The sequence below is a fragment of the Streptomyces sp. NPDC007346 genome (assembly GCF_040703535.1).
Taxonomy (GTDB): domain Bacteria; phylum Actinomycetota; class Actinomycetes; order Streptomycetales; family Streptomycetaceae; genus Streptomyces.
In genome coordinates this window covers 22,770-47,254 of sequence record NZ_JBEYKR010000041.1, presented here as the reverse complement: position 1 = coordinate 47,254, position 24,485 = coordinate 22,770, and the positions used below count along the sequence as shown (strand labels likewise).

At 72.7% G+C, this 24,485-nt stretch carries 21 protein-coding genes and 1 pseudogene; 9 read left to right on the top strand and 13 right to left on the bottom strand.

The features are described from left to right. From dnaG to AB0917_RS13725, 6 genes are all read right to left on the bottom strand, one after another. On the bottom strand, nt 1-1,460 hold a 1,460-nt coding region (dnaG, locus tag AB0917_RS13750), incomplete at its 3' end, for a DNA primase (protein ID WP_366819711.1). 129 nt (nt 1,461-1,589) lie between these two features. Then, a complete protein-coding gene (locus tag AB0917_RS13745; RefSeq protein ID WP_366819710.1) occupies nt 1,590-2,477 on the bottom strand; it encodes a class I SAM-dependent methyltransferase in 888 nt (295 codons plus the stop codon). A 218-nt stretch (nt 2,478-2,695) separates the two neighbouring features. Next, nucleotides 2,696-3,307 (bottom strand): XRE family transcriptional regulator, encoded by a 612-nt coding sequence (locus AB0917_RS13740; protein ID WP_366819709.1) that lies wholly within the window; start codon nt 3,305-3,307, stop codon nt 2,696-2,698. A gap of 99 nt (nt 3,308-3,406) precedes the next feature. Beyond that, nucleotides 3,407-4,666, bottom strand: a complete 1,260-nt coding sequence (locus tag AB0917_RS13735; RefSeq protein WP_366819708.1) for an FAD-dependent oxidoreductase — start codon at nt 4,664-4,666, stop codon at nt 3,407-3,409. Nucleotides 4,667-4,790: 124 nt separating this feature from the next. Continuing rightward, nucleotides 4,791-6,134 (bottom strand): deoxyguanosinetriphosphate triphosphohydrolase, encoded by a 1,344-nt coding sequence (locus AB0917_RS13730; protein ID WP_366819707.1) that lies wholly within the window; start codon nt 6,132-6,134, stop codon nt 4,791-4,793. A gap of 53 nt (nt 6,135-6,187) precedes the next feature. Continuing rightward, entirely contained in the window at nt 6,188-7,195 is a 1,008-nt protein-coding gene (locus tag AB0917_RS13725) for a sirohydrochlorin chelatase (protein ID WP_366819706.1), read from the bottom strand. Nucleotides 7,196-7,608: 413 nt separating this feature from the next. Between AB0917_RS13725 and AB0917_RS13720 the strand changes: the two genes are divergently transcribed. Next, nucleotides 7,609-8,295: an ElyC/SanA/YdcF family protein gene (locus AB0917_RS13720; protein WP_366819713.1), complete on the top strand. Its 687-nt coding sequence runs from the start codon at nt 7,609-7,611 to the stop codon at nt 8,293-8,295. 81 nt (nt 8,296-8,376) lie between these two features. Here AB0917_RS13720 and AB0917_RS13715 read toward each other — a convergent pair whose 3' ends face one another. The 3 genes from AB0917_RS13715 to AB0917_RS13705 form a co-directional block, all read right to left on the bottom strand. After that, nucleotides 8,377-8,844: a gamma-glutamylcyclotransferase family protein gene (locus AB0917_RS13715; protein ID WP_366819705.1), complete on the bottom strand. Its 468-nt coding sequence runs from the start codon at nt 8,842-8,844 to the stop codon at nt 8,377-8,379. Between the two features lie 8 nt (nt 8,845-8,852). Further along, nucleotides 8,853-9,194 (bottom strand): divalent-cation tolerance protein CutA, encoded by a 342-nt coding sequence (gene cutA / locus AB0917_RS13710; RefSeq protein WP_366819704.1) that lies wholly within the window; start codon nt 9,192-9,194, stop codon nt 8,853-8,855. A 62-nt stretch (nt 9,195-9,256) separates the two neighbouring features. Beyond that, complete coding sequence (locus AB0917_RS13705; protein WP_366819703.1) at nt 9,257-9,886, bottom strand: NAD(P)H-dependent oxidoreductase; 630 nt, start codon at nt 9,884-9,886, stop codon at nt 9,257-9,259. 111 nt (nt 9,887-9,997) lie between these two features. On the opposite strand from AB0917_RS13705, the gene AB0917_RS13700 reads away from it, so the two are divergent. From AB0917_RS13700 to AB0917_RS13680, 5 genes are all read left to right on the top strand, one after another. Further along, nucleotides 9,998-10,426 carry a VOC family protein gene (locus tag AB0917_RS13700; RefSeq protein WP_366819702.1) on the top strand — a complete coding sequence of 143 codons (429 nt, stop codon included), beginning with the start codon at nt 9,998-10,000 and terminating at the stop codon, nt 10,424-10,426. A gap of 82 nt (nt 10,427-10,508) precedes the next feature. Further along, nucleotides 10,509-11,333, top strand: coding sequence for an aminotransferase class IV (locus AB0917_RS13695; RefSeq protein WP_366819701.1), 825 nt, complete (start codon nt 10,509-10,511; stop codon nt 11,331-11,333). Nucleotides 11,334-11,382: 49 nt separating this feature from the next. After that, the gene (locus AB0917_RS13690; protein WP_366819699.1) at nt 11,383-11,841 is read left to right on the top strand and encodes a DUF5990 family protein; all 459 of its coding nucleotides are present in this window, start codon (nt 11,383-11,385) and stop codon (nt 11,839-11,841) included. Between the two features lie 497 nt (nt 11,842-12,338). Further along, the gene (locus AB0917_RS13685; RefSeq protein WP_366819698.1) at nt 12,339-12,884 is read left to right on the top strand and encodes a hypothetical protein; all 546 of its coding nucleotides are present in this window, start codon (nt 12,339-12,341) and stop codon (nt 12,882-12,884) included. 123 nt (nt 12,885-13,007) lie between these two features. After that, complete coding sequence (locus AB0917_RS13680) at nt 13,008-13,640, top strand: class F sortase (protein WP_366819697.1); 633 nt, start codon at nt 13,008-13,010, stop codon at nt 13,638-13,640. A 158-nt stretch (nt 13,641-13,798) separates the two neighbouring features. Here the strand turns inward: AB0917_RS13680 and AB0917_RS13675 are convergent, their stop codons facing one another. Further along, nucleotides 13,799-14,590 (bottom strand): TSUP family transporter, encoded by a 792-nt coding sequence (locus AB0917_RS13675; protein ID WP_366819696.1) that lies wholly within the window; start codon nt 14,588-14,590, stop codon nt 13,799-13,801. A 429-nt stretch (nt 14,591-15,019) separates the two neighbouring features. Here AB0917_RS13675 and nirB point away from each other — a divergent pair. From nirB to AB0917_RS13660, 3 genes and pseudogenes are all read left to right on the top strand, one after another. Further along, nucleotides 15,020-17,620: pseudogene (gene nirB / locus AB0917_RS13670) on the top strand (nitrite reductase large subunit NirB); the annotation flags it as partial. After that, a complete protein-coding gene (gene nirD, locus AB0917_RS13665; protein ID WP_366819695.1) occupies nt 17,620-17,970 on the top strand; it encodes a nitrite reductase small subunit NirD in 351 nt (116 codons plus the stop codon). The pseudogene nirB and the gene nirD, both read left to right, overlap by 1 nt. Nucleotides 17,971-18,122: 152 nt before the next feature. Further along, on the top strand, nt 18,123-19,289 hold the full coding sequence (locus AB0917_RS13660) for an alkaline phosphatase PhoX (protein ID WP_366819694.1): 1,167 nt from the start codon (nt 18,123-18,125) through the stop codon (nt 19,287-19,289). A gap of 127 nt (nt 19,290-19,416) precedes the next feature. Here the strand turns inward: AB0917_RS13660 and AB0917_RS13655 are convergent, their stop codons facing one another. The 3 genes from AB0917_RS13655 to ppdK all read right to left on the bottom strand — a co-directional run bounded on the left by AB0917_RS13655 (nt 19,417) and on the right by ppdK (nt 24,278). Next, on the bottom strand, nt 19,417-19,827 hold the full coding sequence (locus tag AB0917_RS13655; RefSeq protein WP_366819693.1) for a VOC family protein: 411 nt from the start codon (nt 19,825-19,827) through the stop codon (nt 19,417-19,419). Between the two features lie 144 nt (nt 19,828-19,971). After that, nucleotides 19,972-21,009 (bottom strand): winged helix-turn-helix domain-containing protein, encoded by a 1,038-nt coding sequence (locus tag AB0917_RS13650; protein ID WP_366819691.1) that lies wholly within the window; start codon nt 21,007-21,009, stop codon nt 19,972-19,974. A 557-nt stretch (nt 21,010-21,566) separates the two neighbouring features. Next, nucleotides 21,567-24,278 (bottom strand): pyruvate, phosphate dikinase, encoded by a 2,712-nt coding sequence (gene ppdK / locus AB0917_RS13645; RefSeq protein WP_366819690.1) that lies wholly within the window; start codon nt 24,276-24,278, stop codon nt 21,567-21,569. Nucleotides 24,279-24,485: the final 207 nt, after the last annotated feature.

The window sequence follows — 24,485 nt, the reverse complement described above, 5'->3', positions numbered from 1 at the left end:
AATTTGTCCGACGGCGCCGTATTGGTCGCCGCGGACGACACCTGGATCGAAGGAAAAGCGATCCAACAACTCGAAACCACCGCTCGCCTAGGGGGTGTGCGTCCGTCGCCCCGGCCGTCGCCGCCCTTGTCGCGGGCCCAGCGGGCGAGCTGGGCGACGCGGTGGACGACGAACTCCTGGTCGAGGATGCCGACGAGCCCGGCGAGCTGGACCGCCACCTCGCGCTGCACACTGCTGGTCTTGATCTTGGCGACGACGGCGGCGGCCTCGTCGAGCGCGGCGGCGCGGCCCGCCGGGGTCTCCAGGTCGTACCGGCCGACGATCTGGCGCAGGGCGAACTCGAAGAGCGGGGTGCGCGGCTCGACCAGGTCGCGTACGGCGTCGTCGCCCTTGACCAGCCGCAGGTCGCACGGGTCCATGTTGTCCGGGGCGATGGCGATGTACGTCTCGGCGGCGAACTTCTGGTCGTCCTCGAAGGCGCGCAGGGCCGCCTTCTGACCGGCCGAGTCGCCGTCGAAGGTGAAGATCACGCGGGCGCTGCCGTTGTCCATGAGGAGGCGGCGCAGGATCTTGATGTGGTCGTTGCCGAAGGCGGTGCCGCAGGTGGCGATGGCGGTGGTGACCCCGGCGAGGTGGCAGGCCATGACGTCGGTGTAGCCCTCGACGACGACGGCTCGGCTGGCCTTGGCGATGTCCTTCTTGGCCAGGTCGATGCCGTACAGCACCTGGGACTTCTTGTAGACCGGGGTCTCGGGGGTGTTCAGGTACTTCGGGCCGTTGTCGTCGTCGCGCAGCTTGCGGGCGCCGAAGCCGACGATCTCCCCGGCGGTGTCGCTGATCGGCCACATCAGCCGGCCGCGGAAGCGGTCGATGGGGCCGCGGCGGCCGTCCTGGGAGAGGCCGGAGGTGATCAGCTCCTTGTCGCTGAAGCCCTTGCCGCGCAGATAGCGGGTGAGGTGGTCCCAGCCGGCCGGGCTGTATCCGACGCGGAAGTGGGCCGCGGCGTCCTGGTCGAAGCCGCGCTCGGCGAGGAACTTCCGGCCGATCTCCGCCTCGGGGCTCTCCAGCGCGCGTACGTAGAAGTCGGCGGCGGCCTGGTGGGCCTCGATCAGCCGGATGCGTTCGCCGCGCTGGTGGGAGGGGTTGTAGCCGCCCTCCTCGTACCGCAGGGTGATGCCCGCCTTGGCGGCGAGGCGCTCGACCGTCTCCGAGAAGGAGAGGTGGTCGATCTTCATCACGAACGCGATGGTGTCGCCGCCCTCCTGGCAGCCGAAGCAGTGGAACAGGCCCTTGCCGGGGCTGACCTGGAAGGAGGGGGACTTCTCGTCGTGGAAGGGGCAGAGTCCCTTGAGGTTTCCGCCGCCCGCGTTGCGCAGCTGGAGGTATTCGGACACGACGGAGTCGATCGGGACCGCGTCCCGTACCGCCTTCACGTCGTCGTCATTGATCCTGCCAGCCACGGATGAAGTCTACGGGTGGGTTCGGACAACCGGCTCCGCCCCCGGGGCCCGCCCGGCTCCGGCGGCGGGGCGGGACGGCTGGTGGTCGGCCGGTGGTCGGCCGGTGGTCGGCCGGTGGTCGGCGGGTGGTCAGCCGGTCCGGCGGGCGGCCCAGACGGTGCGTTCCGTACGTACGGTGAGGTCGTCGCGGTGCAGGAGGGAGCCGGGGCCCTCGGTGTCGAGCAGCCGGTCGAGCGCGGCGAGGTCCTCGGGCGCGAGCGCCTCGGCCACGCTGTGGCGCAGGCGCCGGAGGCTGCCGAGGGCGTAGGCGCCGACCGCCTCGCGGCGGGAGGCGTCGGTCTTCCCGAGGTCCACGGTGATCACGCGTTCGTCCTCGACCGTGAATCCGGCCCCGGTCAGCTTCGGGCCCCAGTCGGCGCCCCGGTGGGGCACGTGCTCGGCGTGGAAGCGGTCGCTCGCCGCGTGGCAGCGCTCCTCCAGGCCGGGCCGTTCCTCGGGCGCGGCCGCGGGCAGGAAGCGGGGGAAGCCGGAGAGCTCCACCACCACGAACAGTCCGCCGGGGGCGAGCAGGTCGTGGACGGTGCGCAGGGCCTGGTCGGGGTCGGCCATGTGGTGCATGGAGGCCGACGCCCACACCAGGTCCGGGGCGCCGAGGTCGGGCCAGTCGGCGGCGTCCAGGTCGGCCTGCACGGTCCGTACGCGCCCCTCCGCACCGCGGGCGCACGCCTTCTCGCGGAGGCGCTGGAGGTGGGGGGCCGAGGTGTCGACGGCGGTGAGGTGCGCCTCGGGGAAGCGGTCGAGCAGGGCGAAGGTGCCCGCTCCCGTGCCGCAGCCCAGGTCGACGATCCGGCGGGGCGGGGCCTGGACGGGGAGCCACCCGGTGAGGGCGGTGAGGTGTTCGGCGAGCACCTGGGCGTCGAGGTCCAGGATCTCCGCCTCGCCGTGGCTGTCGTGGGCGGGGTGGTGGGGGGCGTGGGCGGAGGCGTGGGCGGGGGCGTGTGCATGTGCGTGGGTCATGGCTCCACGCTAGGGTCGCCATGCCTGAACAGCACGACATCTCCCGGTATCGGCAAGAAGATGACCGCTGCCGATGCCGGACGCGCAACCGGCGGGCGTCATGAGCGGGGCGGTGATGTCGCGGACGGCCACCTCCCGGACGACCACGTCCCGGACGGTCACGCCCCGGACGGTCACGCCCCGGACAGTCACGTCACGGCCGGTCACCTCACGGCCGGTCACGTCGTGCGGGGCAGGTCCGGGGCGCAGTCGTTCCCGGAGCGGCGGTCGTCGCGCTGGTGGCCGCGGCGGGCGTCCCGGTCGAAGATGCCCAGGATCTCGCACGGGCCGCCCTCGGCCCCGATGGCGTGCGGCAGCATCGTGGGGAACTCGGCGGCCTGGTTGGTCTCCACCCGGAAGCGGCGGTGGTGGCCCAGCATGAGGACCGCGGTGCCGGAGAGGACGACCAGCCACTCCCGGCCGGGGTGCGCGCGCATCCGCGCCGGGTTGTCCGGGGGCGGCTCGGTCATCCGCTGCCGTACGACGGTCATACCGGGCTCACCCTTCACGGGCCAGCGCATCAGCCCGTGGGCGCTGTCGATCATCGGGCTGATGATGACGTCGTCGGAGGCGGTCTCCACCAGCTGGTCGAGGGTGGTGTCCAGGGCGCGGGCGAGCGTGACGAGCTGGTCCAGGGCCAGGCGGCGCTGTCCGTTCTCGATGCGGCTGAGCGAGGACTGGCTGAGGTTCGCCCGGCCGGCCAGCTCCTCCAGCGACCAGCCCTGCGCCACCCGGAGGGCGCGGATGCGTTTGCGTACGAGGCTGTCCAGCTCCTCATTGCTCTGCTCCACGCACAGCATCGTATGCCCGTACCGCAAGGCGACCCGTCCGGGGCGCGGGCGGCCGGTCCCGCGCCCCTGGAGGCGGCCGGGTCGGGGAGGCGGAGTCGCTCAGAGCAGGGACCGCAGCTCCACCGACGGGTCGGCCAGCGCCTCCGGGTCGTGCTGCTGACCGGCCCGGATCAGCTCCTGGACCGTCTCCGTCACGCCCCACACGTTGACGTTCATCCCGGCCATGACGCGGCGGTCCTTGAGCCAGAAGGCGATGAACTCCCGCTTCCCCGCGTCACCCCGGATGATCACCTCGTCGTAGGAGCCGGGCGGCGCCCAGCCGGAGTATTCGAGGCCGAGGTCGTACTGGTCGGAGAAGAAGTACGGCACCCGGTCGTACGTCACGTCCTGGCCGAGCATCGCGCGGGCGGCGGCCGGTCCGCTGTTGAGGGCGTTGGCCCAGTGCTCGACGCGCAGCCGGGCGCCGAGCAGCGGGTGGGCGACGGCGGCGACGTCCCCGGCGGCGTAGATGTGCGGGTCGGAGGTGCGCAGCGAGGCGTCCACGGCGATGCCGCCGCCGAGCGCCCGCTCGGCCATCTCCAGCCCGGCGGCCTCGGCGAGGGCGGAGCGCGGGGCGGCGCCGATCGCGGCGAGCACGTCGTGGGCGGGGTGCTCCTCGCCGTCGTCGGTGCGGGCGGCCAGCACCATGCCGTCCTGGCCGGTGATCTCGGTGAGGCGGGCGCCGAAGTGGAAGCGGACGCCGTGCGAGCGGTGCAGCTCGGTGAAGATCTGGCCCAGCTCGGGGCCGACGACCTGGTGCAGGGGGGTGGCCTCCGGCTCGACGACGGTGACCTCGGCCCCGTACCCCCGGGCGGCGGCGGCGACCTCCAGGCCGATCCAGCCGCCCCCGGCGATCACCAGGTGGCCGTTGTCGCGGCCGAGGGCGGCCAGGACGTTGCGCAGCCGGTCGGCGTGGGAGAGGCGGCGCAGGTGGTGGACGCCCACCAGGTCGGTGCCGGGGACGTCGAGGCGGCGCGGTTCGGAGCCGGTGGCGAGCAGCAGCTTGTCGTAGTGGATGACGGTGTTGTCGCCGAGCCGCACGGTCTTGGCGTACCGGTCGAGCGCCGTGACGGGCTGGCCGAGGTGCAGTTCGATGTCGGCGCCCGCGTACCAGGCGGCCTCGTGGACGAAGGCGCTCTCGCGTTCCTCCTTGCCGCCGAGGTAGCCCTTGGAGAGCGGCGGCCGTTCGTAGGGGTGGTCGCGCTCGTCCCCGATGAGGATCACCCGGCCGGTGAACCCCTCCGCGCGGAGTGTCTCGGCCGCCTTCGCCCCTGCGAGTCCCGCTCCGACGATGACGAATGTCCGATGTGCGTCGACCACTTGATGCCTCCTCAGTGCTGTGCTGCGCGGCGCCCCCGGCTGCGAGCGTCCCGCACGCAGCGTGATGGCGAAAGAGGGTGTGCCCCAGGCAGGTCACACCCAGTGGTCAGGTCCAGTCTGCCCCTCAGCCGCGGCGGGCGGTGAGCGCGGCGTGCAGGGATCGTGCGGAGGCGTCGGTGAGGGCCGCGATCTGGTCGACCAGGACGCGCTTGCGGGCATGGTCGTCGGGCGCCTGGTCGAACAGGGCGCGGAAGTGCGGCTCCAGGCCCTCGGGGGCGCGGGCGGTGAGGGCCGCGGCCAGTTCCGCGATGACGACGCGCTGGTCGGCGCGGAGGGTCTCCTGCTCGGCGCGCTGCATCACGTAACGGTCGGCGACCGCCTTGAGCACCGCGCACTCGTTGCGGACCGTGCGCGGAACGACCAGCTCCGCCCCGTACCGGGTGAGGCGGCCGGGGCCGTGCACCTCGCGGGTGGCGAGCTCGGCCTCCGTGCAGAAGCGGCCGATGAGCTGGCTGGTGGCGTCCTTCAGGCGGGCCTGTGCCACGGCGGAGCCGTCGTAGCCGTGCGGCCACCACTCCTGGTCGATCAGCCGGTCCAGGGCCTGCGCCAGCTCCTGCGGGTCGGTGTCGGCGGGGACGTACCGGCCGATGGCGACGGCGAAGATCTCCTCGCGCTCCGGCTCCGCGTAGAGGCAGTTGGGGTCGATGTGCCCGGCGTGCAGCCCGTCCTCGAAGTCGTGCACGGAGTACGCCACGTCGTCGGACCAGTCCATGACCTGGGCCTCGAAGCAGGTGCGGTCCTCCGGCGCCCCCTTGCGGGCCCACTCGAAGACGGGGAGGTCGTCCGCGTACACCCCGAACTTCACCGAGTGCGGGTCGGTGGGGTGCGCGCCGCGCGGCCAGGGGTACTTGGTGGCGGCGTCCAGGGCGGCCCGGGTCAGGTTGAGGCCGACGCTGACCAGTTCGCCGGAGCGCGGGTCGCGGACGAACCGCTTCGGCTCCAGGCGGGTCAGCAGCCGCAGCGACTGGGCGTTGCCCTCGAAGCCGCCGCAGTCGGAGGCGAAGTCGTTGAGCGCCTGCTCGCCGTTGTGGCCGAACGGGGGGTGGCCCATGTCGTGCGCGAGGCACGCCGTCTCCACCAGGTCCGGGTCGCAGCCGAGGACCGCGCCCAGCTCGCGGCCGACCTGCGCGCACTCCAAGGAGTGGGTGAGCCGGGTGCGGGGGCTGGCGTCCCAGACCAGCGAACGCGTGCCGGGCGTGACCACCTGGGTCTTCCCGGCGAGCCTGCGCAGCGCGGCGGAGTGCAGCACCCGGGCCCGGTCGCGCTGGAAGGCGGTGCGGCCGGGGCGCTTGTCCTCCTCGGTGTCGAAGCGCTCGGTGTCGGCCGGTCCGTAGCCGCTCCCGGTGCCCCGCTCGCCGTGTGTGCCGTGTGTCTGGTCTGCCCCGCGTGCGCCTTGTGTGCCGTCCATGGTCCCGACAGTAGCGACCGGGACGGACAACGCGTCGCGAGCGGGCCGGGGAGTCAGGCGGAAGCGAGCAAGCTCACGGCGTCGACGTCGGCGTCGGCGGGTGCCGTGGCGGACAGGGCCCGGTCGTAGCGGTGGAGGAGGAGGCGGGCCATCGCCGGGTGCGCGCCGAGCGGGGCGGCGGCGGCCCCGGGCGCGGCCTCGGCGGCGGCGCTCGCGAAGCGGCCGGGCGCGGTGAAGTACGAGGCGACGAAGGTACGGTGCCGGCCCCGGGCGGCCAGCGCGCGCAGCGCGGCGGGGACGGTGGGGCCGGCGGCGGAGGCGTACGCGGGGACGACGGGCACCCCGCCGAGCCGCTCGGCGAGCATCCGGGCCGTACGCCGGGTGTCCTGGGCGGAGTCGGGGTCGCGGGACCCTGCGGCGGCCAGGACCACGGCGGCGGCGTGGCTCCCCCGGTCGGCGGGGTCCCAGCCCGCCTCCACGAGCCGCCCGTACAGCGCCTCCACCAGCAGTGGGTGCGGGCCGAGGGGGGCGGCGATCCGGGTGCGTACGCCGGGGGCGGCGGCGGCCGCGGCGGGCAGGTCGTGCTTGACGTGGTGGCCGCGCCCCAGGAGCAGCGGTACGAGGACCGCGTCGGCCCCGCGCAGGCCGTCCAGGGTGTCCGGGAGCAGCGGCCGGTTCAGCTCGATGTGGCCGAGGCGGACGTCGAGTCCGGGGCGCAGGTCGCGGACCCGGTCCAGGAGCGCGAGGACGGTACGCAGGGCCTGCGGGTCGCGGCTGCCGTGGCCGACGACGACCAGGGCGGGCGGGGCGGCGGGCGGCCGGGGCGGGGCGGGTTGCCGGGTGCGGGGCATGGGCCTGCGGGTTCCGTTCCGGGAGACGAGGCTGAGCTGGGTGCCGAGTTGGGCGGTGACGCGGGTGAGGAGCTGCGCGGTGCCGCCGAGGGGCACCGTGCTCGTGCTGTCGACGTCCAGAGGTGTCGGGGTGTCGACGCCCGGGGGCGCCGGGGTGTGGCTGTCGCGGGGCGGGGACCGGCGTGGCTGCTGCGGGGACGGCTCCGTCATGCACCGATGGTGCCGGGCGGAGGTTGCCGGGCCGTTGCGTGTGGGTCACGGAGGTTTTCGACGCCCTCACGGCGGGGTGGTGGCCGGTGTGCGGTGCGGGGGTCCGCACCCGTTTCTGCCCGGTCGGCGAACCTTTCGGGCGTTTCGCTCGTCAGGTCAGATGGGACGGGACGACGGTACGGACGACGAGGGGGGCTCCCGTGCGGAGGATGCGAGGGGCGCGAGGGGCGCGGGCGTTTCCAGGGGCGCGAGTGACGCGGGCGGCGTTGAAGGCATCTGAGGCGTCGGGGGTGTCGCGGGTGTCGGAGGACTCCGGAGCGTCGGATGCCTCGGGGGCGTCGGACGCCTCGAAGTCCTCGAAGGCCTCGAAGTCCTCGGGGGCGTCGAAGGCCTCTGAGGCCTCCGGGGCCGGAGTGAAGCGGGAGAGGCGTCGGCTCCGGCTGCCGCGCTCCCGCCGGGGCCGGCGGCTCGCCGTACAGGCCGTGATGGCCCTCTGCGTGCTGGCGCTGCTGCCCGCGACGTGGATGCGGATGGGCGCCGACGCGCGGGTGGGGACCACGGCGGACGCCCCGGCCCGGGAGGTCGCCATGGTGTTCGGCGCCGGCCTGTGGAACGGCCGGCCGACCCCGTATCTCGCCCACCGCCTGGACGCGGCGGCCGAGCTGTACCGGACCGGGAAGGTGAAGGTCGTCCTGGTCACCGGGGACAACAGCCGGGTGGAGTACGACGAGCCGGACGCGATGCGCACGTACCTCACCGAGCGCGGGGTGCCCGACGACCGGATCGTCAGCGACTACGCCGGGTTCGACAGCTGGGACTCCTGCGTGCGGGCCAAGAAGATATTCGGGGTCGACCGGGCGGTGCTGGTGAGCCAGGGCTTCCACATCCACCGGGCGACCACGCTGTGCCGCTCCGCGGGGATCGACGCGTACGGGGTCGGGGTCGACGAGCCACGGGACGCGACCTGGTACTACGGCGGGACCCGGGAGCTGGCCGCGTCGGGGAAGGCGGCCCTGGACGCCCTGTTCCGCCCCGACCCGCGCTTCCTGGGGCCCCAGGAGGCGGGCGTGGCGGAGGCACTGGCGTCGGCGGCGCCATGACCTGCCGCGCCTCCGCACGCTGACCGAGCGTCACGGGCGTCACGGGTGTCCGGAGTTCAGGGAGTCACGAGTGTCCCGGATTCACGGTGTGCGGCCTCCGGCCGGAGGCCGCCGGGTGGTCCACCGCCCCTCGGCGATGACGCTGCCGCCGGTCCGCAGGGAGCGGGTGACGGCGGCCGCGGCGAGGTAGACCCAGGCACGCGTGGAGCCCTCCCCCGGCAGCTCGACCTCGCGGACGACCCGCTCGTACAGATTGCGCGGGTGGCGGGGCCCGAGGTACTCCTCCAGATGGTCCAGGAGCCCGAGCAGCTCCCCGTACACCCCGGGCGCCGCGGTGAGCAGGGTGCCGTGGACGCGGCCGTGACCGTCGATGGCGTACGGGTAGCCGGGGCCGTCGTACAGCAGGGCCCGGGGCAGTACGGCGGGCCGCTCCCCCGCCGTACGGCCCCGGAGGAACAGGTCGTGGTTGGGTTCGCCGGGGAGCAGCGTCCCGTACACGAAGAACGGCAGCTCGTCGGTGGGCGGGGAGCCGGGGTCCAGGGTGCTCATGGCCGCCGTCACAGGGCGGCTGCGGAGGCCGTCTCCGCCGTGACCCAGCCGAGGTAACGGGCGCTGCCACGGATCACCGGGATCGCGATGATCTCGGGTGTGTCGTAGTCGTGGGCCTCCTGGAGGTACCGCTCCAGCTCCTCGTAGCGCTCGGCTGCCGTCTTGAACAGCACCTGCCACTCCTCGGACGACTCGATGGCGTTCTGCCACCGGTAGACCGAGGTGACGGGCGCGGAGATCTGTACGCAGGCGGCCAGCCGGGCCTCCACCGCCCCCTGCGCCAGCTCGTGGGCCTTCTCCTCGCTGTCGGTCGTGGTCATCACGGTCAGCCATGCCGGCGGCGCTGTCATCTGTCGGTCTCCTCGGGTACGGCGGGCTCCTGCCCGTGCACCGATTGTCGGCCCGGAGAGGGTCAGGCGCCGTACGGATGCCGGTTTCGCGCGTCGCGCAGGGCGTGCCCCCACCAGACCAGCTGGTCCAGGAGCGCCTTGGCCGCCCCTTCGGCCTCCGCCGGGTCCCGGTGGTTCCCCTCGTCGTCGAAGAGGGCGCCCGCGTTGTGGAAGGAGACGGTGTCACGGACGGAGGCGGTGTGCAGTTCGGCGAAGATCTGCCGGAGCTGCTCGACGGCCCGCAGCCCGCCGGACCTGCCGCCGTACGAGACGAAGGCGACGGGTTTGGCCTGCCATTCTGCATGGTGCCAGTCGATGAGGTTCTTCAGCGGTGCGGGGAAGGAGTGGTTGTACTCGGGGGTGACGACGACGAAAGCGTCGGCCGCCGCCAGTCGCGCCGAGACCGCCTCGATGCGGGCCGCCTCCTCGGGGGCGGGGCTGAAGGTGTAGGCGGTGGGGAGGCGGGCCGTGACGACATCGATGAGTTCGGTCTCGATGCCGTCGTACCGGGCCGCCCTGCCGAGGAACCAGTCGGCGACGACCGGGCCGAAGCGGCCTTCCCGGTTGCTGCCGAGGATGACGGCGACCTTGAGGGGGGCGGGAGCGGAGTCGGGAGCGGAAGCGGGGGCGAGAGACGTGGGTGTCGTGTCCATGGGGTCGAGCATTGAGCCTCAACCTTGGTTGAGGTCAAGTCGACGGAAATTGATTGAGCTTCGGGTGATCCCGTGGCAGGGTCGCCCGCTGACGTCACATGTGGAGGGCTGATGGCAGCGATCAAACAGTTCCAGGTCACCTTCGACTGCGCAGAGCCCGAGCGCCTCGCCCGCTTCTGGTGCGAGGTGCTGGGGTACGTCGTACCGCCGCCTCCGGACGGGTTCGCCACGTGGGACGACTTCCAGCGCTCGCAGCCGCCCGAGCAGCGGGACGCATGGTTCGCCTGCGTCGATCCCTCGGGCGTGGGCCCGCGCCTGTTCTTCCAGCGCGTCCCCGAGGGGAAGGCCGCCAAGAACCGGCTGCACCTCGACGTGCGGGTCGGCACCGGACTCGTGGGCGAGGAGCGTCTCGCCGCGCTCGAGGCCGAGTGCGCACGGCTGGTCCCGCTCGGCGCGGTCCATGTGCGCACGCTGTACGACGGCCATAATTCCTGCATCCCGATGCTGGACATCGAGGGCAACGAGTTCTGCGTCGACTGAGGGGGCGGCGAGCCCGTCCTCGCCCGACCCCCGCCCCTGACCCGTCTGGGGCGGCACGCCCCCTCCCGCATACGGTTGCCGTATGACGAATCCCCCGCCCGGCACGCCGCCCCTCCCCTTGCCCTACGTCGAGATGGACGGGCACCCCGCCACCGAGGACGACCTCCGGGTGCCCGCCCTCTTCGGGTTCGGGCACTTCACCGCCATGCAGGTCCGGGACCGCGGCGTGCGGGGGCTCGGGCTGCATCTCGACCGGCTGGAGGAGGCGAACCGGGAGCTGTTCCAACTGCCCCTGGGTGGCGACCAGGTGCGGGAGCTGATCGGGCGCGCCCTGGACCGCACCGGGCTGCGGGACGCCTCGGTGCGGGTGCACGGGTTCCTGCCGCCCGGGGAGGGCCGTACGCGGGTCATGGTCACCGTGCGCGAGGCCGCCACGATGGCGCCCGGGGCCCGGAGCCTGATGTCGGTGCCGTACGCCCGGGTGGTGCCGCACATCAAGCGGCCGGGCGAGTTCGGGCAGACGTACTACGGGATGCTGGCCGCGCGGGCGGGGTTCGACGAAGCCCTGCTGACCGCGCCGGGCGGGGTGGTGACCGAGGGGGCCGTCACCAACATCGGGTTCTGGGACGGGGCTTCGGTCGTGTGGCCGGACGCCCCCATGCTCGTCGGCACCACCATGTCCCTGCTGGAGCGCGGCCTCGCGGAGGCCGGGGAGCCGTCGGTCCGGCGCACGGTGACGCTGGACGGGCTGGGCGGGTACCGGTCCGCGTTCGTCTGCAACTCGCAGGGGATCGCTCCGGTGCGGCGGATCGACGCCGTGGAGTTCGCGAGCGGCGACGAGGAGGCCGGGGGTCTGCTCGGACGGCTGGAGGCCGCGTACGGGAGTGCGGCGGCGGAGAGCGTCTGAGCGGCGTCCGGGCGTCCGCGCACCGCCGCCGTGACGGACCATGGGGAGCATGCAGATCCATATCGAGGCCTCAGCGCTCCCCGGCCGCAGGTGCGGGCCGGACTCCGACTTTCCCGGGTTCGAGAACATCCACGTCGGCATCCAGCGCAAGGACCGGCCCGGTGAACTGCTGGACCCGCACCCCGGGGACGCCCCGGCCGCCTCCTGGACCCTGGAGTGCGCGGCGGAGCCCACGGCGGACGGGGTCGAGGTCTCGGGGCCGTACATCCAGAACCGGCTGGGCGGACGGTTCATCTACCTGTCGTGGGGCACGGTGGACGACGCCGGGCTCTTCAGCATGTTCCGGCGCGCCAAGCTGATGTTCGGCGACATCGAGCCCGGGGACCTCGAAGCCGCCGCGCGCTCCGGGCATCTCACGGGGCGGCTCGCGCTGACCGACGCCAAGGGGCAGCCGTTGTGCGCGCGGGTGCGTCCGCCGGCGGTCTCCTGGAGTCCGACGGCACCCTGACCCGTGGGGCGCGACGGCGCACCGACCTGTGGAGCGCGAAGGCACCCCGGCCCGTGGAGCGCGACGGCGCCCTGATCCACCGGGCGTCGTGGTCCCCGGCTCCGCGAGCGCCGCACCCCCTGGAGGGAGGCCGCTCGCCCGGAACCGACACCGCCCCCACCGGCCGGGGGGGGGAGGCCGATGGGGGCGGGTGCCGTGGGGGGCGGGGGATCCGTCCCGTGGGGGGTGTCTTGCGTTTGCCCTGGACCTGGAAGCTCATACATGTGATGTACGTCACATTGCGGCTTCGCGGCTCACCCGATCGGCGCCCGGCCCGGCAGCACGGACCGAATGGCCCATTCGCACCCCCGTGACCTGCGGCGACCTCCGGCGGCAAGGGTGCCGCGCCGGTCCGTACGGGTGAAAGCTGACCGGGCGTCAGAAGGCATACGGCCACAACCGCCCGTTAGGTCGGGGGCAGGACACAACCGCTCGCGCCGTCTGCCCGGAGGATCCCCATGCGCAGTCCTGCCCGCCTCATGACCGGTACCGCCACCGCCGCGGCCACCGTCATAGCGCTCGGTCTCACCGCCGCCCCGTCCGCGTACGCAGGCGATGACTTCGGCCGGCTGGAGATCACCCCCGCGACCGCTCCTCCCGGCGCCAAGGTCACCGTGAACACCACCGCCTGCGGCCCCAAGGGCTCGGGCATCGGTGACGCGAACTCCCTGGACGCCGGGGACTTCGAGGTCCGGCACGGTACGCACAAGGAGGTCCTCGTCGGCCAGTTCACCGTGCCGCGCGACACCCGGCCCGGCGTCTACGAGATCGTCGTCTCCTGCGACAACGGCAAGGACGCCGTCGGGGACCTCAAGGTGATCGGCGGCGGCAAGCACGAGAAGCCCGACCACGACCGCCCGTCCGGCCATGTGCGGACCGGGGTCGGCGGCAGCGTCGAGCCGAACTCCACCCAGGTCGCCCTCGGCGTCGGCGTGATCGGCATGGCGGCCGTCGGCGGTCTGTGGCTGCTGCGCCGCCGGACCGGGTCCACCGAGGGCAGCTGAGGCCGCCGGCCCCCACCCCGGGGGAGCCCCGCCGCTCCCCCGCACCGACCGGGCCGGGCGCGTCCCCGAGCGCGCCCGGCCCGCCTTCGACCCGAGACGCACCAGGCTGACGAGGACGACGACGTGTCCCAGAGCGCGCAGAAGGCCAGGGGCTGGCTGGTGGGCATCGCCGTGCTGTGCGGTATCTGGCTCATCCAGAACGGCTCCGGCGACCAGCTGATCCCGCCGCAGCCCACCAGCGCCCAGGCCTTCGCTGCCGGGCCCCAGCTCCAGCCCGGCTCCCCGGTCGCCGAACCGCTGCGCCCCTCCGACCCCGTCCGCATCCGTATCCCGAGCATCGAGGTGGACGCGCCGATGACACGGCTGGGCCTCGGCGCGGACGGCAGCCTGGAGGTCCCGCCGGACGAGGACCGCAACCTCGCGGGCTGGTACGCCGACGGGGTCCGGCCCGGCGCCCGGGGCACCGCGATCGTCGCCGGGCATGTCGACAACGCCGAGGGGCCCTCCGTCTTCTATGCCCTCGGCGCCCTCACCAAGGGCACCCGCGTCGAGGTCGTCCGCGAGGACGGACACACCGCCGTCTTCTCGATCGACGCCATCGAGGTGTACGACAACGAGGACTTCCCCGACCAGCGCGTCTACGGCGACTCCCCGCACGCCTCGCTGCGGCTGATCACCTGCGGCGGCGACTTCTCGAAGGAGACCGGTTACCAGGGCAACGTGGTGGCCTACGCCCACCTCACCGATGTGCGGTGAACGCCCCCTGTTTCCGTGCCGGTGAGCGCCCTTGTTTCCGTGCCAGTGAGCGCTCCCTGTCTCCCTGCCGGTGAGCGCCCCCTGCTTCCGTGCCGGTGAGTGCCCCCGCGATGCCCGGTGCGCACCCGTGTGGTGCCGGTGTGAGCGCCCCGCAGCGCCTAAGACGCCCACTGGTCGTAGCCCAGCTTCGCCACCAGCGAGAACACCACCGTCAGCAGCACCACCCGGACGAAGCCATTCCCCCTGCTCAGCGCCATCCGGGCCCCGACCATCCCGCCCGCCAGGTTGAAGACGGCCATCACGGCGGCCAGCTGCCACAGGACCGTGCCCTGGTGCGCGAACATCGCCAGCGCCCCCGCGTTCGTGCACACGTTGACGATCTTGGCGGTGGCGGAGGCCGTCACCAGGTCCAGGTGGAGCACGGCGGTGAGGGCCAGCACCAGGAAGGTGCCGGTGCCCGGACCGAACAGGCCGTCGTAGAAGCCGATCCCGCCGCCGACCAGGACCACCGCGGTGACGATCCGGGCCCGGGTGACCGGCCGGGCGTCGGCGTCGCCCGGCACCGCCGTACCGAACGAGGGACGCAGCAGGACGAAGACCGCGACCATGAGCAGCGCCACCATGATCACGGGACGGAGCACCTCGCTGCTGAGACCGGCGGCGAGGAACGCCCCGCCCATCGACCCGGCGAGCGCCATCAGCCCCACCCGTACCGCCAGCCCCACCTGGACCGGGGCCCGGCGCACATAGGTGATCGCGGCGCCCGAGGTGCCGACGATCGCGACGGCCTTGTTGGTGCCGAGGACATGGGCGGCCGGGACGTTCGGCAGGCCGAGCAGCAGCGCGGGCAGGAGCAGCAGCCCGCCGCCGCCCACCACCGCGTCGATCCAGCCCGCGGCGACCGCGGCCAGGCAGAGGAGGACCAGGGTGGTGAGGGTGATGTCGGGCATGTTCCCGACACTAAGGGGCGCCCACCCGGCGAACCGCACAGGGGCCGCAGCCACCCACAGGGCTGCCACCCGGCAGACCACGCAGAGGCCACGCCCCCACAGGAACGGCCACCCGGCGAACCTCACAGGGCCCGCGCCCCTCACAGGGCCCGCCGGCCAGCGCTGAGCGCACGGTTCCGCCCGGGAAACCGGCGGGATGCGGCCGGGTAACACCCGCCGCCCATGCTCGACCTCACGATGCGGCGGCCGGGCGGCCCGCACACCCGGCCCCCGGGGCCCGGCACACCGGCTCCCGGGAACCGTCCACCGGCTCCCGGGCCGCCTCGGCGCGGTCGGAGGGCCCCGGACCACACCTGCCGGGACGACGAACCGCTACCCGCCCCGCCCTGTCCCCGCTCCACCTGCCCACCGACGACGGAGGCCACCGAAATGCCGGAACCCACGATCCCGACCACCCCCTCCCCCACCACGGCCGGCGGCTCCGTCCCCACCTTCGTCCTCGTCGGGCACGGCATGGTCGGTCAGCGGTTCCTGGAGTCCCTGGCGGCGCGGGGGCTGACCCCGGCGGCCGGGCGCGCCCGGGTCGTCGTGCTCTGCGAGGAGCCCCGGCCCGCCTACGACCGCGTACGGCTCACCTCGTACTTCGCCGGCCGGTCGCCCGAGGAACTCTCCGTCGTCGAGCCGGAGTTCATGGAGCGGCACGGTATCGAGCTGTACGTCGGGGACCCGGCCGAGCACATCGACCGCGAGGGCCGGACGGTGACCGCGCGGTCCGGGGCGGTGTTCCCGTACGACACGCTGGTCCTGGCGACGGGTTCGTACCCCTTCGTGCCGCCGGTGCCGGGGAAGGACGCCCTGGGCTGTTTCGTGTACCGGACGATCGAGGACCTGCTCGCGATCGAGGAGTACGCCAAGGGGGCGCGCACCGGCGCGGTGGTCGGGGGCGGGCTGCTCGGCCTGGAGGCGGCCGGGGCGCTCAAGGGGCTGGGACTGCGCACCCATGTCGTGGAGTTCGCGCCCCGGCTGATGCCGGTCCAGGTGGACGAGGGCGGGGGCGCCGCGCTGCTGCGCACCATCGAGGAGATGGGCCTGAGCGTCCACACCGGGGTCGGTACGCGGGAGGTCACCGTGGGCGAGGACGGGGCGGTGAACGGGATGGCGCTCTCGGACGGGTCCTCGCTCGGCGTCGACCTCGTCGTGTTCTCGGCGGGCGTGCGCCCGCGCGACCAGCTGGCCCGGGAGTGCGGGCTGGCGGTCGGGGAGCGCGGCGGGATCGTGGTGGACGAGGAGTGCCGGACCTCCGACCCCGCCGTCTTCGCGATCGGCGAGTGCGCGCTCGCCGCGGACGGGCGGGTCTACGGTCTGGTGGCGCCCGGCTACGAGATGGCCCAGACCGTGGCCGAGGTGCTGGTCGGCGGGCAGGCCGGGTTCACCGGGGCGGACCTGTCGACCAAGCTCAAGCTGCTCGGCGTGGACGTGGCCTCGTTCGGTGACGCGCACGGGGCAACGGAGGGCTCGCTCGACGTGGTGTACGCCGACTCCCGCGCCGGGATCTACAAGAAGCTGGTCATCGGGGCGGACGGCACCCTGCTGGGCGGGGTGCTGGTCGGGGACGCCGACGCCTACGGGACTCTGCGGCCGATGACGGGCAGCGTCCTGCCGGTCGCCCCCGAGCAGCTGGTGCTGCCGGCGGGGGCGGGCGGGCCGGTGGTGCTGGGGCCCTCCTCGCTCCCGGACGACGCCGTCGTCTGCTCCTGCCACAACGTGACCAAGGGCGCCCTCTGCGAGCACACCACCCTGCCCGAGGTGAAGAAGTGCACCCGGGCGGGGACGGGGTGCGGCAGCTGCCTCAAGGTGATCGGGCAGCTGCTGCCGCAGAGCCAGGACACCGGCCTGTGCGGCTGCTTCGCCTACAGCCGCAGCGAGTTGTACGAGATCGTCCAGGCCCTGGGCGTCACCTCCTTCACCGCGCTGCTCGACTCGCACGGCCGCGAGGAGGCGCGCGGCGGGGAGGGCTGCGAGGTGTGCAAGCCGACGGTGGGCTCGGTCATCGCCTCGCTCGCCCCGACCCTCGGCGCCAGCGGCTACGTACTGGACGGGGAGCAGGCCGCCCTCCAGGACACCAACGACCACCTCCTGGCCAACCTCCAGCGCAACGGCTCCTATTCGGTCGTGCCGCGCATCCCGGGCGGTGAGATCACCCCGGAGAAGCTCATCGTGATCGGTGAGGTCGCCCGCGACTTCGGCCTCTACACGAAGATCACCGGCGGCCAGCGCATCGACCTCTTCGGCGCCCGGGTCGACCAGCTCCCGGTCATCTGGGCGCGACTGGTGGACGCGGGCTTCGAGTCCGGGCACGCGTACGGCAAGTCGCTGCGCACGGTCAAGTCCTGTGTGGGGCAGACCTGGTGCCGCTACGGCGTGCAGGACTCCGTACGGATGGCGATCGACCTGGAGCTGCGCTACCGGGGCCTGCGCGCCCCGCACAAGCTGAAGTCGGCGGTCTCCGGCTGCGCCCGGGAGTGCGCGGAGGCCCGGGGCAAGGACTTCGGGGTCATCGCCACCGCCGGCGGCTGGAACCTCTACGTCGGCGGCAACGGCGGGGCCACCCCGCGCCACGCCGACCTGCTGGCGCAGGATCTCTCGGACACCGAACTGGTGCGGCTGATCGACCGGTTCCTGATGTTCTACATCCGTACGGCGGACCGCCTGGAGCGCACCTCGGCCTGGCTGGAGCGGATCGACGGCGGCCTGGAGCACGTACGGGACGTCGTCGTCCACGACTCGCTGGGGCTCTGCGACGAGCTGGAGAGGCTGATGGCCGACCATGTGACCGGCTACCGCGACGAGTGGGCCGAGACCCTGGACGACCCGGAGCGGCTGGGGCGCTTCGTGTCCTTCGTCAACGCCCCCGACGCCCCCGACCCCTCGGTGAGGTTCGTCCCGGAGCGGGACCAGATCAAACCCGATCTGGAGCTGCTCGCCGGTCCCGTCCTCCCCGTCCGCACCCTTGAAGGGATCCCGTCCTGATGACCACCACACTGAGCACCGCTCCGACCGCCGTCCGGGTCGCCCACGCCGGAGGCTGGCTCACCGTCTGCGACCTGGACCGGCTGAGCCCCGGGCGGGGCGCGGCGGTGCTGCTGCCGGACGGCGGGCAGGCGGCCCTGTTCATGGACCGGTCGGGGGCGGTGCACGCGATCGGCAACCGGGACCCGTTCACCGGGGCGTACGTCCTCTCGCGCGGGCTGCTCGGCTCGGCGGAGGGGCGGCCGTTCGTGGCCTCGCCGCTGCTGAAGCAGCGCTTCGACCTGGCGACGGGGGCGTGCCTGGACGACGAGGAGGTCTCGGTGCCGGTGTATCCGGTGCGGGTGGGGTAGTTCCGGCGCGTGGTGGAGCAAGCCGGTCCGGCTCCGGCCGTGCCCCGTTCACCCGTGGTTGACGCCCCGTCAACTGCGTACTCCTACAGTCCTGACGCGCGACCCGCCGGTCCGTCCGGAGCGGCGGGCCCTCACTCATCCGTGGAGTGATCGTGGAACGTCGGACCTTCTTGCGCACGGCGGTGGTCGGCACCTCGGCGGCGGCCTTCGGCGGCACCCTGTGGCGGGGCGCCGCCTTCGCCGGACCCGCCCAGCCGGCCCCCGGCCCGTACGGCGCGCTCCAGGCGGCCAACGGCAACGGCATCCAGCTGCCGAGCGGTTTCACCAGCCGCGTCATCGCCCGGTCGGGGCAGGCCGTGGCGAACACCTCCTACCGGTGGCACAGCGCCCCCGACGGCGGTGCGACCTACGCCGACGGCTCGGGCTGGATCTACGTATCCAACGCCGAGGTCTCCGCCGGCAGCGGCGGCGGGGCGAGCGCCGTGCGGTTCGACTCCTCGGGCACGGTGACGTCCGCGTACCGCATCCTGTCCGGCACGAACATCAACTGCGCGGGCGGCTCCACCCCGTGGAAGACCTGGCTCTCCTGCGAGGAGGTCACCCGGGGGTACGTCTACGAGACCGACCCGTGGGGTGTGAACGCGGCCGTGCAGCGGCCGGCGCTCGGCCGGTTCAAGCACGAGGCGGCGGCGGCCGACCCCGACCACGGCTACATCTACCTCACCGAGGACGAGACCGACGGCCGCTTCTACCGCTTCCGGCCCACCACCTGGGGCAACCTGTCGAGCGGCACGCTCCAGGTCCTGGTGGCCGGTACGGGCACGTCCGGGCCGGTGACCTGGGCCAACGTGCCGGACCCGGCCGCCTCCTCCACCCAGACCCGCCACCAGGTCTCCGGCGCCAAGGTCTTCAACGGCGGCGAGGGCTGCTTCTACGCGGCGGGCACCTGCTGGTTCACCACCAAGGGCGACAACCGCGTGTGGGCGTACGACGCGAACACCTCGTCGATCTCCCTGACGTACGACGACTCGCTGGTGACGGGCGGCGCGGCCCCGCTGACCGGCGTCGACAACGTCACCCGGGCCGGCTCCGGCGACCTGTACGTGGCGGAGGACGGCGGAAACATGGAGATCTGCCTGATCACGCCGGACGACACGGTGGCCCCGTTCCTGCGGATCACCGGCCAGTCCTCCTCGGAGATCACCGGTCCGGCGTTCTCTCCGGACGGCAAGCGGCTCTACTTCTCCTCGCAGCGCGGCACCAGCGGCAGCTCCTCCGGCGGCATCACGTACGAGGTGACGGGGCCGTTCCGCAGCTGACGCCCCCCGCGCGCGCCCCGTACGCTCCTGGGCCGGTGCGGTCGCCCCGTACCGGCCCTGATCGTCCGTACGTCGCGGGGTGCGGCCCCGGCGTCACGTCCCCGGGCGCAGCTCGGGCCTCCCGGGTTCAGCCCTGGCCCTCGACGGCGGCCGGGTCCATCCACATGACCTCCCAGATGTGGTGGTCGGGGTCCTGGAACGAGCGGCCGTACATGAAGCCCATGTCCTGCGTCTCGCCCGCCGGGGACCCGCCGGCCGCCAGCGCCGCGTCGACGAGCTCGTCGACCTTCTCGCGGCTGTCGGCGCTGAGCGCGAGGATGACCTCGGTCGTCCTCGAGGCGTCGGCGATGTCCTTCTTGGTGAACTCCTTGAAGCGCGGCTCGGTCAGCAGCATGGCGAAGATCGTGTCGCTGATGACCAGACACGCGGCCTTGTCGTCGCTGAACTGCGGGTTGGTCGAGAAGCCGAGCTTCCCGAAGAAGTCCTTGGTGGTCTCCAGGTCCTTCACCGGCAGGTTCACGAAGATCATCTGAGCCATGGTGGGTGCCTCTTCCTCTGTCCCGTCGTGCGCCGCGGTGGTCCCGTCCAGCGCCTTCGAAGGGGTAGACGGCGGGGCCGCCCGGAACTCATCGCCGTACCGCGAACGGATTCCCACGGGTTCCGGGCGGCGGGGCCGGTCAGGTCAGGACAGGGCCATCGGCGCGCCGCCCCGCAGCAGCGAGCCGCCCAGCGGGGTCAGCGTGTGGAGCACCGAGCTGCCGTGGCGCAGGGTGAGGACCAGGCCCGCCTCGCGCAGGACGGAGGCGTGCTGGCTCGCCGAGGCGAGCGACACCCCGGCGCGGCGGGCCAGTTCGCTCGTCGTGCAGCCGCTGCCTATGGACTGAAGGACCGCCGAGCGGGTGTGGCCGACGAGCCGGCCGAGCCAGGGTCCGGGCTCGGCGAACTCCGGGGCGCCCGGGTGGGTGACCGGGTAGACGAGCACGGGCGGCAGCGACGGGTCGCGGTAGACGACGGGGGTGCCCCGGCAGAAGAACGAGGGCTGGAGCAGCAGCCCGCGCCCGTCGAGGTGCAGGTCGCGGTCGACGGGGTAGTCCGCCTCCAGCACGGGCGCCCGCCACCGGATCATCGGCGGCAGGGTGGCCAGCAGCCCGTCGGCCCCGCCGTCCAGCAGCGCGCGGCCCCGCACGGCCCGGTCGGCCTCGACACTGGCCCGGATGTGCGGCCAGTACGGCTCGACGGCGGCGTCGTGGTAGCCGCGCAGGGCGCCGATGAGCCGGGCGAGCGGTTCGGCGCGGCCCTCGGAGAGCGCGGCGGGCAGCGCGGCCGCGAGGCGCCCGGCGCCGGTGTCCGGGCCCGCGGGCCCCCGTCCGCCCCGCTGCCGCCGCCGGCCGGCCGTCATCAGGTCCAGCTCGCGGCGGATGCGGTCGGCGGGGGTGTCGCGCAGGGCCTCCATTCCCACGTCGAGCCCGTAAGGCTCCGCGCCCTCCTGCGAGGGCGTCAGGAAATCGGGGAAATATCCGCGGGGCGGGACGACCGCCGCCAGCAGTTGCGCCTCACCATTCAGCCGGGCCCGCGTTTCCGTCCGCCATTTCCCGAACACCGTGGAAGCACGTCGGTCCCTCAGCCGGTGAAAGCTGAGAATCGTTTCCCACATCGCGTCCGGTCGCGTGGCCATCCGCACCCGCGAAAGGTCCAGCCTGGACACATGGATACGCAGCACTGCTCCCCCACCTGTTGCACCCGCAATTGCCCCCACCAAAGGGTATGCGGACCGTCACAGGAGGTCACCACGGGGTTTCGGCCAGAAGTGAAACGCCTCGCCCCACTCCACTTCACCCGAAAAGCTGTACGACGTCGGGTACGCATCCGGTGCCCGCCGGATGAGCACGTGAAGGCCGTGGGGGGCTTTGTGTGTTCGGCGGCGGCGGGCGGCGGTGCGGCTCCGTACCCGACGGGGGTAAGCCGGGTGCGGTCCATGGGTGGGGATCCATGGACCGCACCCTGGTTCCACCGGACGGTCACCCATACTTCTTTGCGCATTAAACGAAGCAATGTGCGCTACGACACATCGGTAGCACACATTCCGCTCCGGTTCCGCGCCGCTTCCGCTCCGGGAGATGTACGGCACATATCCCGCGGGCAAGGCGAAGCGGCGGCACCCCCGCACAGGGTGCCGCCGCTTCTCGAGTGTTCCGGGGATCTCGTCAAGGTGGTGGACCGGTGAGGGACCCGGCCCAATTCCCTTATAAATCCCCGGAGTTGGTCATGTCCGCCGCCTCAGCGGCTGTCGCTGCCCCGCGACTGGGCCGCCGCCCGGCCCGCCTCCAGCCGGGCCACCGGGATACGGAACGGCGAGCAGGAGACGTAGTCCAGGCCCACCTCGTGGAAGAAGTGCACCGACTCCGGATCGCCGCCGTGCTCACCGCAGACGCCGAGCTTGAGGTCCGGGCGGGTGGCTCGGCCGGCCTCCACGGCGCTGCGCACGAGCGAGCCGACGCCGTCCTTGTCGATCGTCTCGAACGGGGAGACCCCGAAGATGCCCTTCTCCAGGTACGCGGTGAAGAACGAGGCCTCCACGTCGTCGCGGGAGAAGCCCCACACCGTCTGGGTCAGGTCGTTGGTGCCGAACGAGAAGAACTGGGCGGCCTCGGCGATCTGGCCGGCCGTCAGCGCGGCGCGCGGCAGCTCGATCATGGTGCCGATGGTCAGCTTGAGGTCGGTGCCGGTGGCGGCCTGGACCTCGGCGATGACCCGGTCGGCCTCCTCGCGGACGATCTCCAGCTCCTGGACCGTGCCCACGAGCGGGATCATGATCTCGGGGCGCGGGTCGCCCTTGGCGTTCTTGCGCTGGGCGGCCGCCTCCGCGATGGCCCGCACCTGCATGGCGAACAGGCCGGGGATGACGAGCCCGAGGCGCACCCCGCGCAGCCCCAGCATCGGGTTCTGCTCGTGCAGCTTGTGGACCGCCTGGAGGAGGCGCAGGTCGTTCTCGTTGGCGTCCTTGCGGGACTCCGCGAGCGCGACGCGCACCGACAGCTCGGTGATGTCGGGGAGGAACTCGTGCAGCGGCGGGTCGAGCAGCCGTACGGTGACGGGCAGCCCGTCCATCGACTCGAACAGCTCGATGAAGTCGGCCTTCTGGAGCGGCAGGAGCGCGGCGAGCGCACTCTCGCGCTCGTCGTCGGTGTCCGCCAGGATCAGCTTCTCGACCAGCTCGCGGCGCTCGCCGAGGAACATGTGCTCGGTGCGGCACAGGCCGATGCCCTGGGCGCCGAAGCGGCGGGCCCGCAGGGCGTCCTCGGCGTTGTCCGCGTTGGCCCGCACCCGCAGCCGGCGCACCCGGTCCGCGTACGCCATGATCCGGTGCACGGCGGCGACCAGCTCGTCGGCGTCGTCGGCGCCCGCGTGCATCCGGCCCTCGAAGTATTCGACGACCGGCGACGGTACGACGGGTACCTCGCCCAGGTAGACCTTGCCGGTGGAGCCGTCGATCGAGACGAGGTCGCCCTCCTCGATCACCTTGCCGCCGACCGTCATCCGGCGGCGCTTGGTGTCGACCTCCAGGTCCTCGGCGCCGCAGACACAGGTCTTGCCCATGCCGCGCGCCACGACCGCCGCGTGCGAGGTCTTGCCGCCGCGCGAGGTGAGGATGCCCTCGGCGGCGATCATGCCCTCGAGGTCGTCGGGGTTGGTCTCGCGGCGGATCAGGATGACCTTCTCGCCGGAGCGGGACCACTTGATCGCGGTGTACGAGTCGAAGACGGCCTTGCCGACGGCGGCGCCCGGCGAGGCGGCGATGCCCCGGCCGAGCAGCTCGGTCTTCGCCTCGTCGTCGAAGCGCGGGAACATCAGCTGGGCGAGCTGGGCGCCGTTGACGCGCTGGAGGGCCTCGGCCTCGTCGATCAGCCCCTGGTCCACGAGCTGGGTGGCGATCCGGAAGGCGGCACCGGCGGTGCGCTTGCCGACCCGGGTCTGGAGCATCCAGAGCTGGCCGCGCTCGATGGTGAACTCGATGTCGCAGAGGTCCTTGTAGTGGTTCTCCAGCGTCTCCATGATCTGCATGAGCTGGTCGTAGGACTTCTTGTCGATCGACTCCAGGTCGGCGAGCGGCACCGTGTTGCGGATACCGGCGACGACGTCCTCGCCCTGCGCGTTCTGGAGGTAGTCGCCGTAGACGCCCTGGTGGCCGCTGGCCGGGTCGCGGGTGAAGGCGACGCCCGTACCGGAGTCGGGGCCGAGGTTGCCGAAGACCATCGAACAGACGTTGACGGCCGTGCCGAGGTCGCCGGGGATGCGCTCCTGGCGGCGGTAGAGCTTGGCGCGGTCGGTGTTCCACGAGTCGAAGACCGCGTTTATGGCGAGGTCCATCTGCTCCCGCGCGTTCTGCGGGAACTCGCGTCCGGCCTGGTCCTGGACGATCTTCTTGAACTGCTTGACCAGCTTCTTGAGGTCGGCCGCGGCCAGGTCGGTGTCGACGCTGACCTTCTTGGCCGCCTTGGCGTCCTCCAGGGCCTCCTCGAAGAGGTCGCCGTCAACGCCGAGGACGGTCTTGCCGAACATCTGGATGAGGCGCCGGTAGGAGTCCCAGGCGAAGCGCTCGTCGCCGGACTGGGTGGCGAGGCCGGCCACCGAGGCGTCGGAGAGGCCGATGTTGAGGACCGTGTCCATCATGCCGGGCATGGAGAACTTGGCGCCCGAGCGGACGGAGACCAGCAGCGGGTCGTCGGCCTGGCCGAGCCGCTTGCCCATCCGCGCCTCCAGCGCGGCGAGGTGCGCACTCACCTCGTCGCGCAGCGCCTTCGGCGCCTGCCCGCTCTCCAGGTAGACCTTGCACGCCTCGGTGGTGATGGTGAAGCCCGGAGGGACGGGCAACCCGAGGTTGGTCATCTCGGCGAGGTTGGCGCCCTTGCCGCCCAGAAGATCCTTCAGATCCTTGTTGCCCTCGGTGAAGTCGTAGACGAACTTCTGGGGATCTTTGTTTTCCGACACGGGTCTCGACTCCTCGAGGACGCGGTGGCTGCCCTGACGGGCAGGAACATACCCAGATCGAAGGTGTATGGGTACGTCCACTTGGCCGTCATGCGGCCGCAACCACCTGTCCGCCAGCAGATCTAAAGGAACTCGGCGCTGAGCGGGGTGCGGCTCTCCCTTCAGCCCTTGAAGGCGGCATGGCCAGTTCTTGACCCTAGGATCTCA

Coding starts and splice junctions, on each gene's coding strand:
- AB0917_RS13745 (WP_366819710.1), bottom strand. CDS start 2,477: ATGACCCACGCACATGCACACGCCCCCGCCCACGCCTCCGCCCACGCC.
- AB0917_RS13730 (WP_366819707.1), bottom strand. CDS start 6,134: ATGGACGGCACACAAGGCGCACGCGGGGCAGACCAGACACACGGCACA.
- AB0917_RS13725 (WP_366819706.1), bottom strand. CDS start 7,195: ATGACGGAGCCGTCCCCGCAGCAGCCACGCCGGTCCCCGCCCCGCGAC.
- AB0917_RS13715 (WP_366819705.1), bottom strand. CDS start 8,844: ATGAGCACCCTGGACCCCGGCTCCCCGCCCACCGACGAGCTGCCGTTC.
- cutA (WP_366819704.1), bottom strand. CDS start 9,194: ATGACAGCGCCGCCGGCATGGCTGACCGTGATGACCACGACCGACAGC.
- AB0917_RS13705 (WP_366819703.1), bottom strand. CDS start 9,886: ATGGACACGACACCCACGTCTCTCGCCCCCGCTTCCGCTCCCGACTCC.
- AB0917_RS13700 (WP_366819702.1), top strand. CDS start 9,998: ATGGCAGCGATCAAACAGTTCCAGGTCACCTTCGACTGCGCAGAGCCC.
- AB0917_RS13695 (WP_366819701.1), top strand. CDS start 10,509: ATGACGAATCCCCCGCCCGGCACGCCGCCCCTCCCCTTGCCCTACGTC.
- AB0917_RS13690 (WP_366819699.1), top strand. CDS start 11,383: ATGCAGATCCATATCGAGGCCTCAGCGCTCCCCGGCCGCAGGTGCGGG.
- AB0917_RS13685 (WP_366819698.1), top strand. CDS start 12,339: ATGCGCAGTCCTGCCCGCCTCATGACCGGTACCGCCACCGCCGCGGCC.
- AB0917_RS13675 (WP_366819696.1), bottom strand. CDS start 14,590: ATGCCCGACATCACCCTCACCACCCTGGTCCTCCTCTGCCTGGCCGCG.
- nirD (WP_366819695.1), top strand. CDS start 17,620: ATGACCACCACACTGAGCACCGCTCCGACCGCCGTCCGGGTCGCCCAC.
- AB0917_RS13655 (WP_366819693.1), bottom strand. CDS start 19,827: ATGGCTCAGATGATCTTCGTGAACCTGCCGGTGAAGGACCTGGAGACC.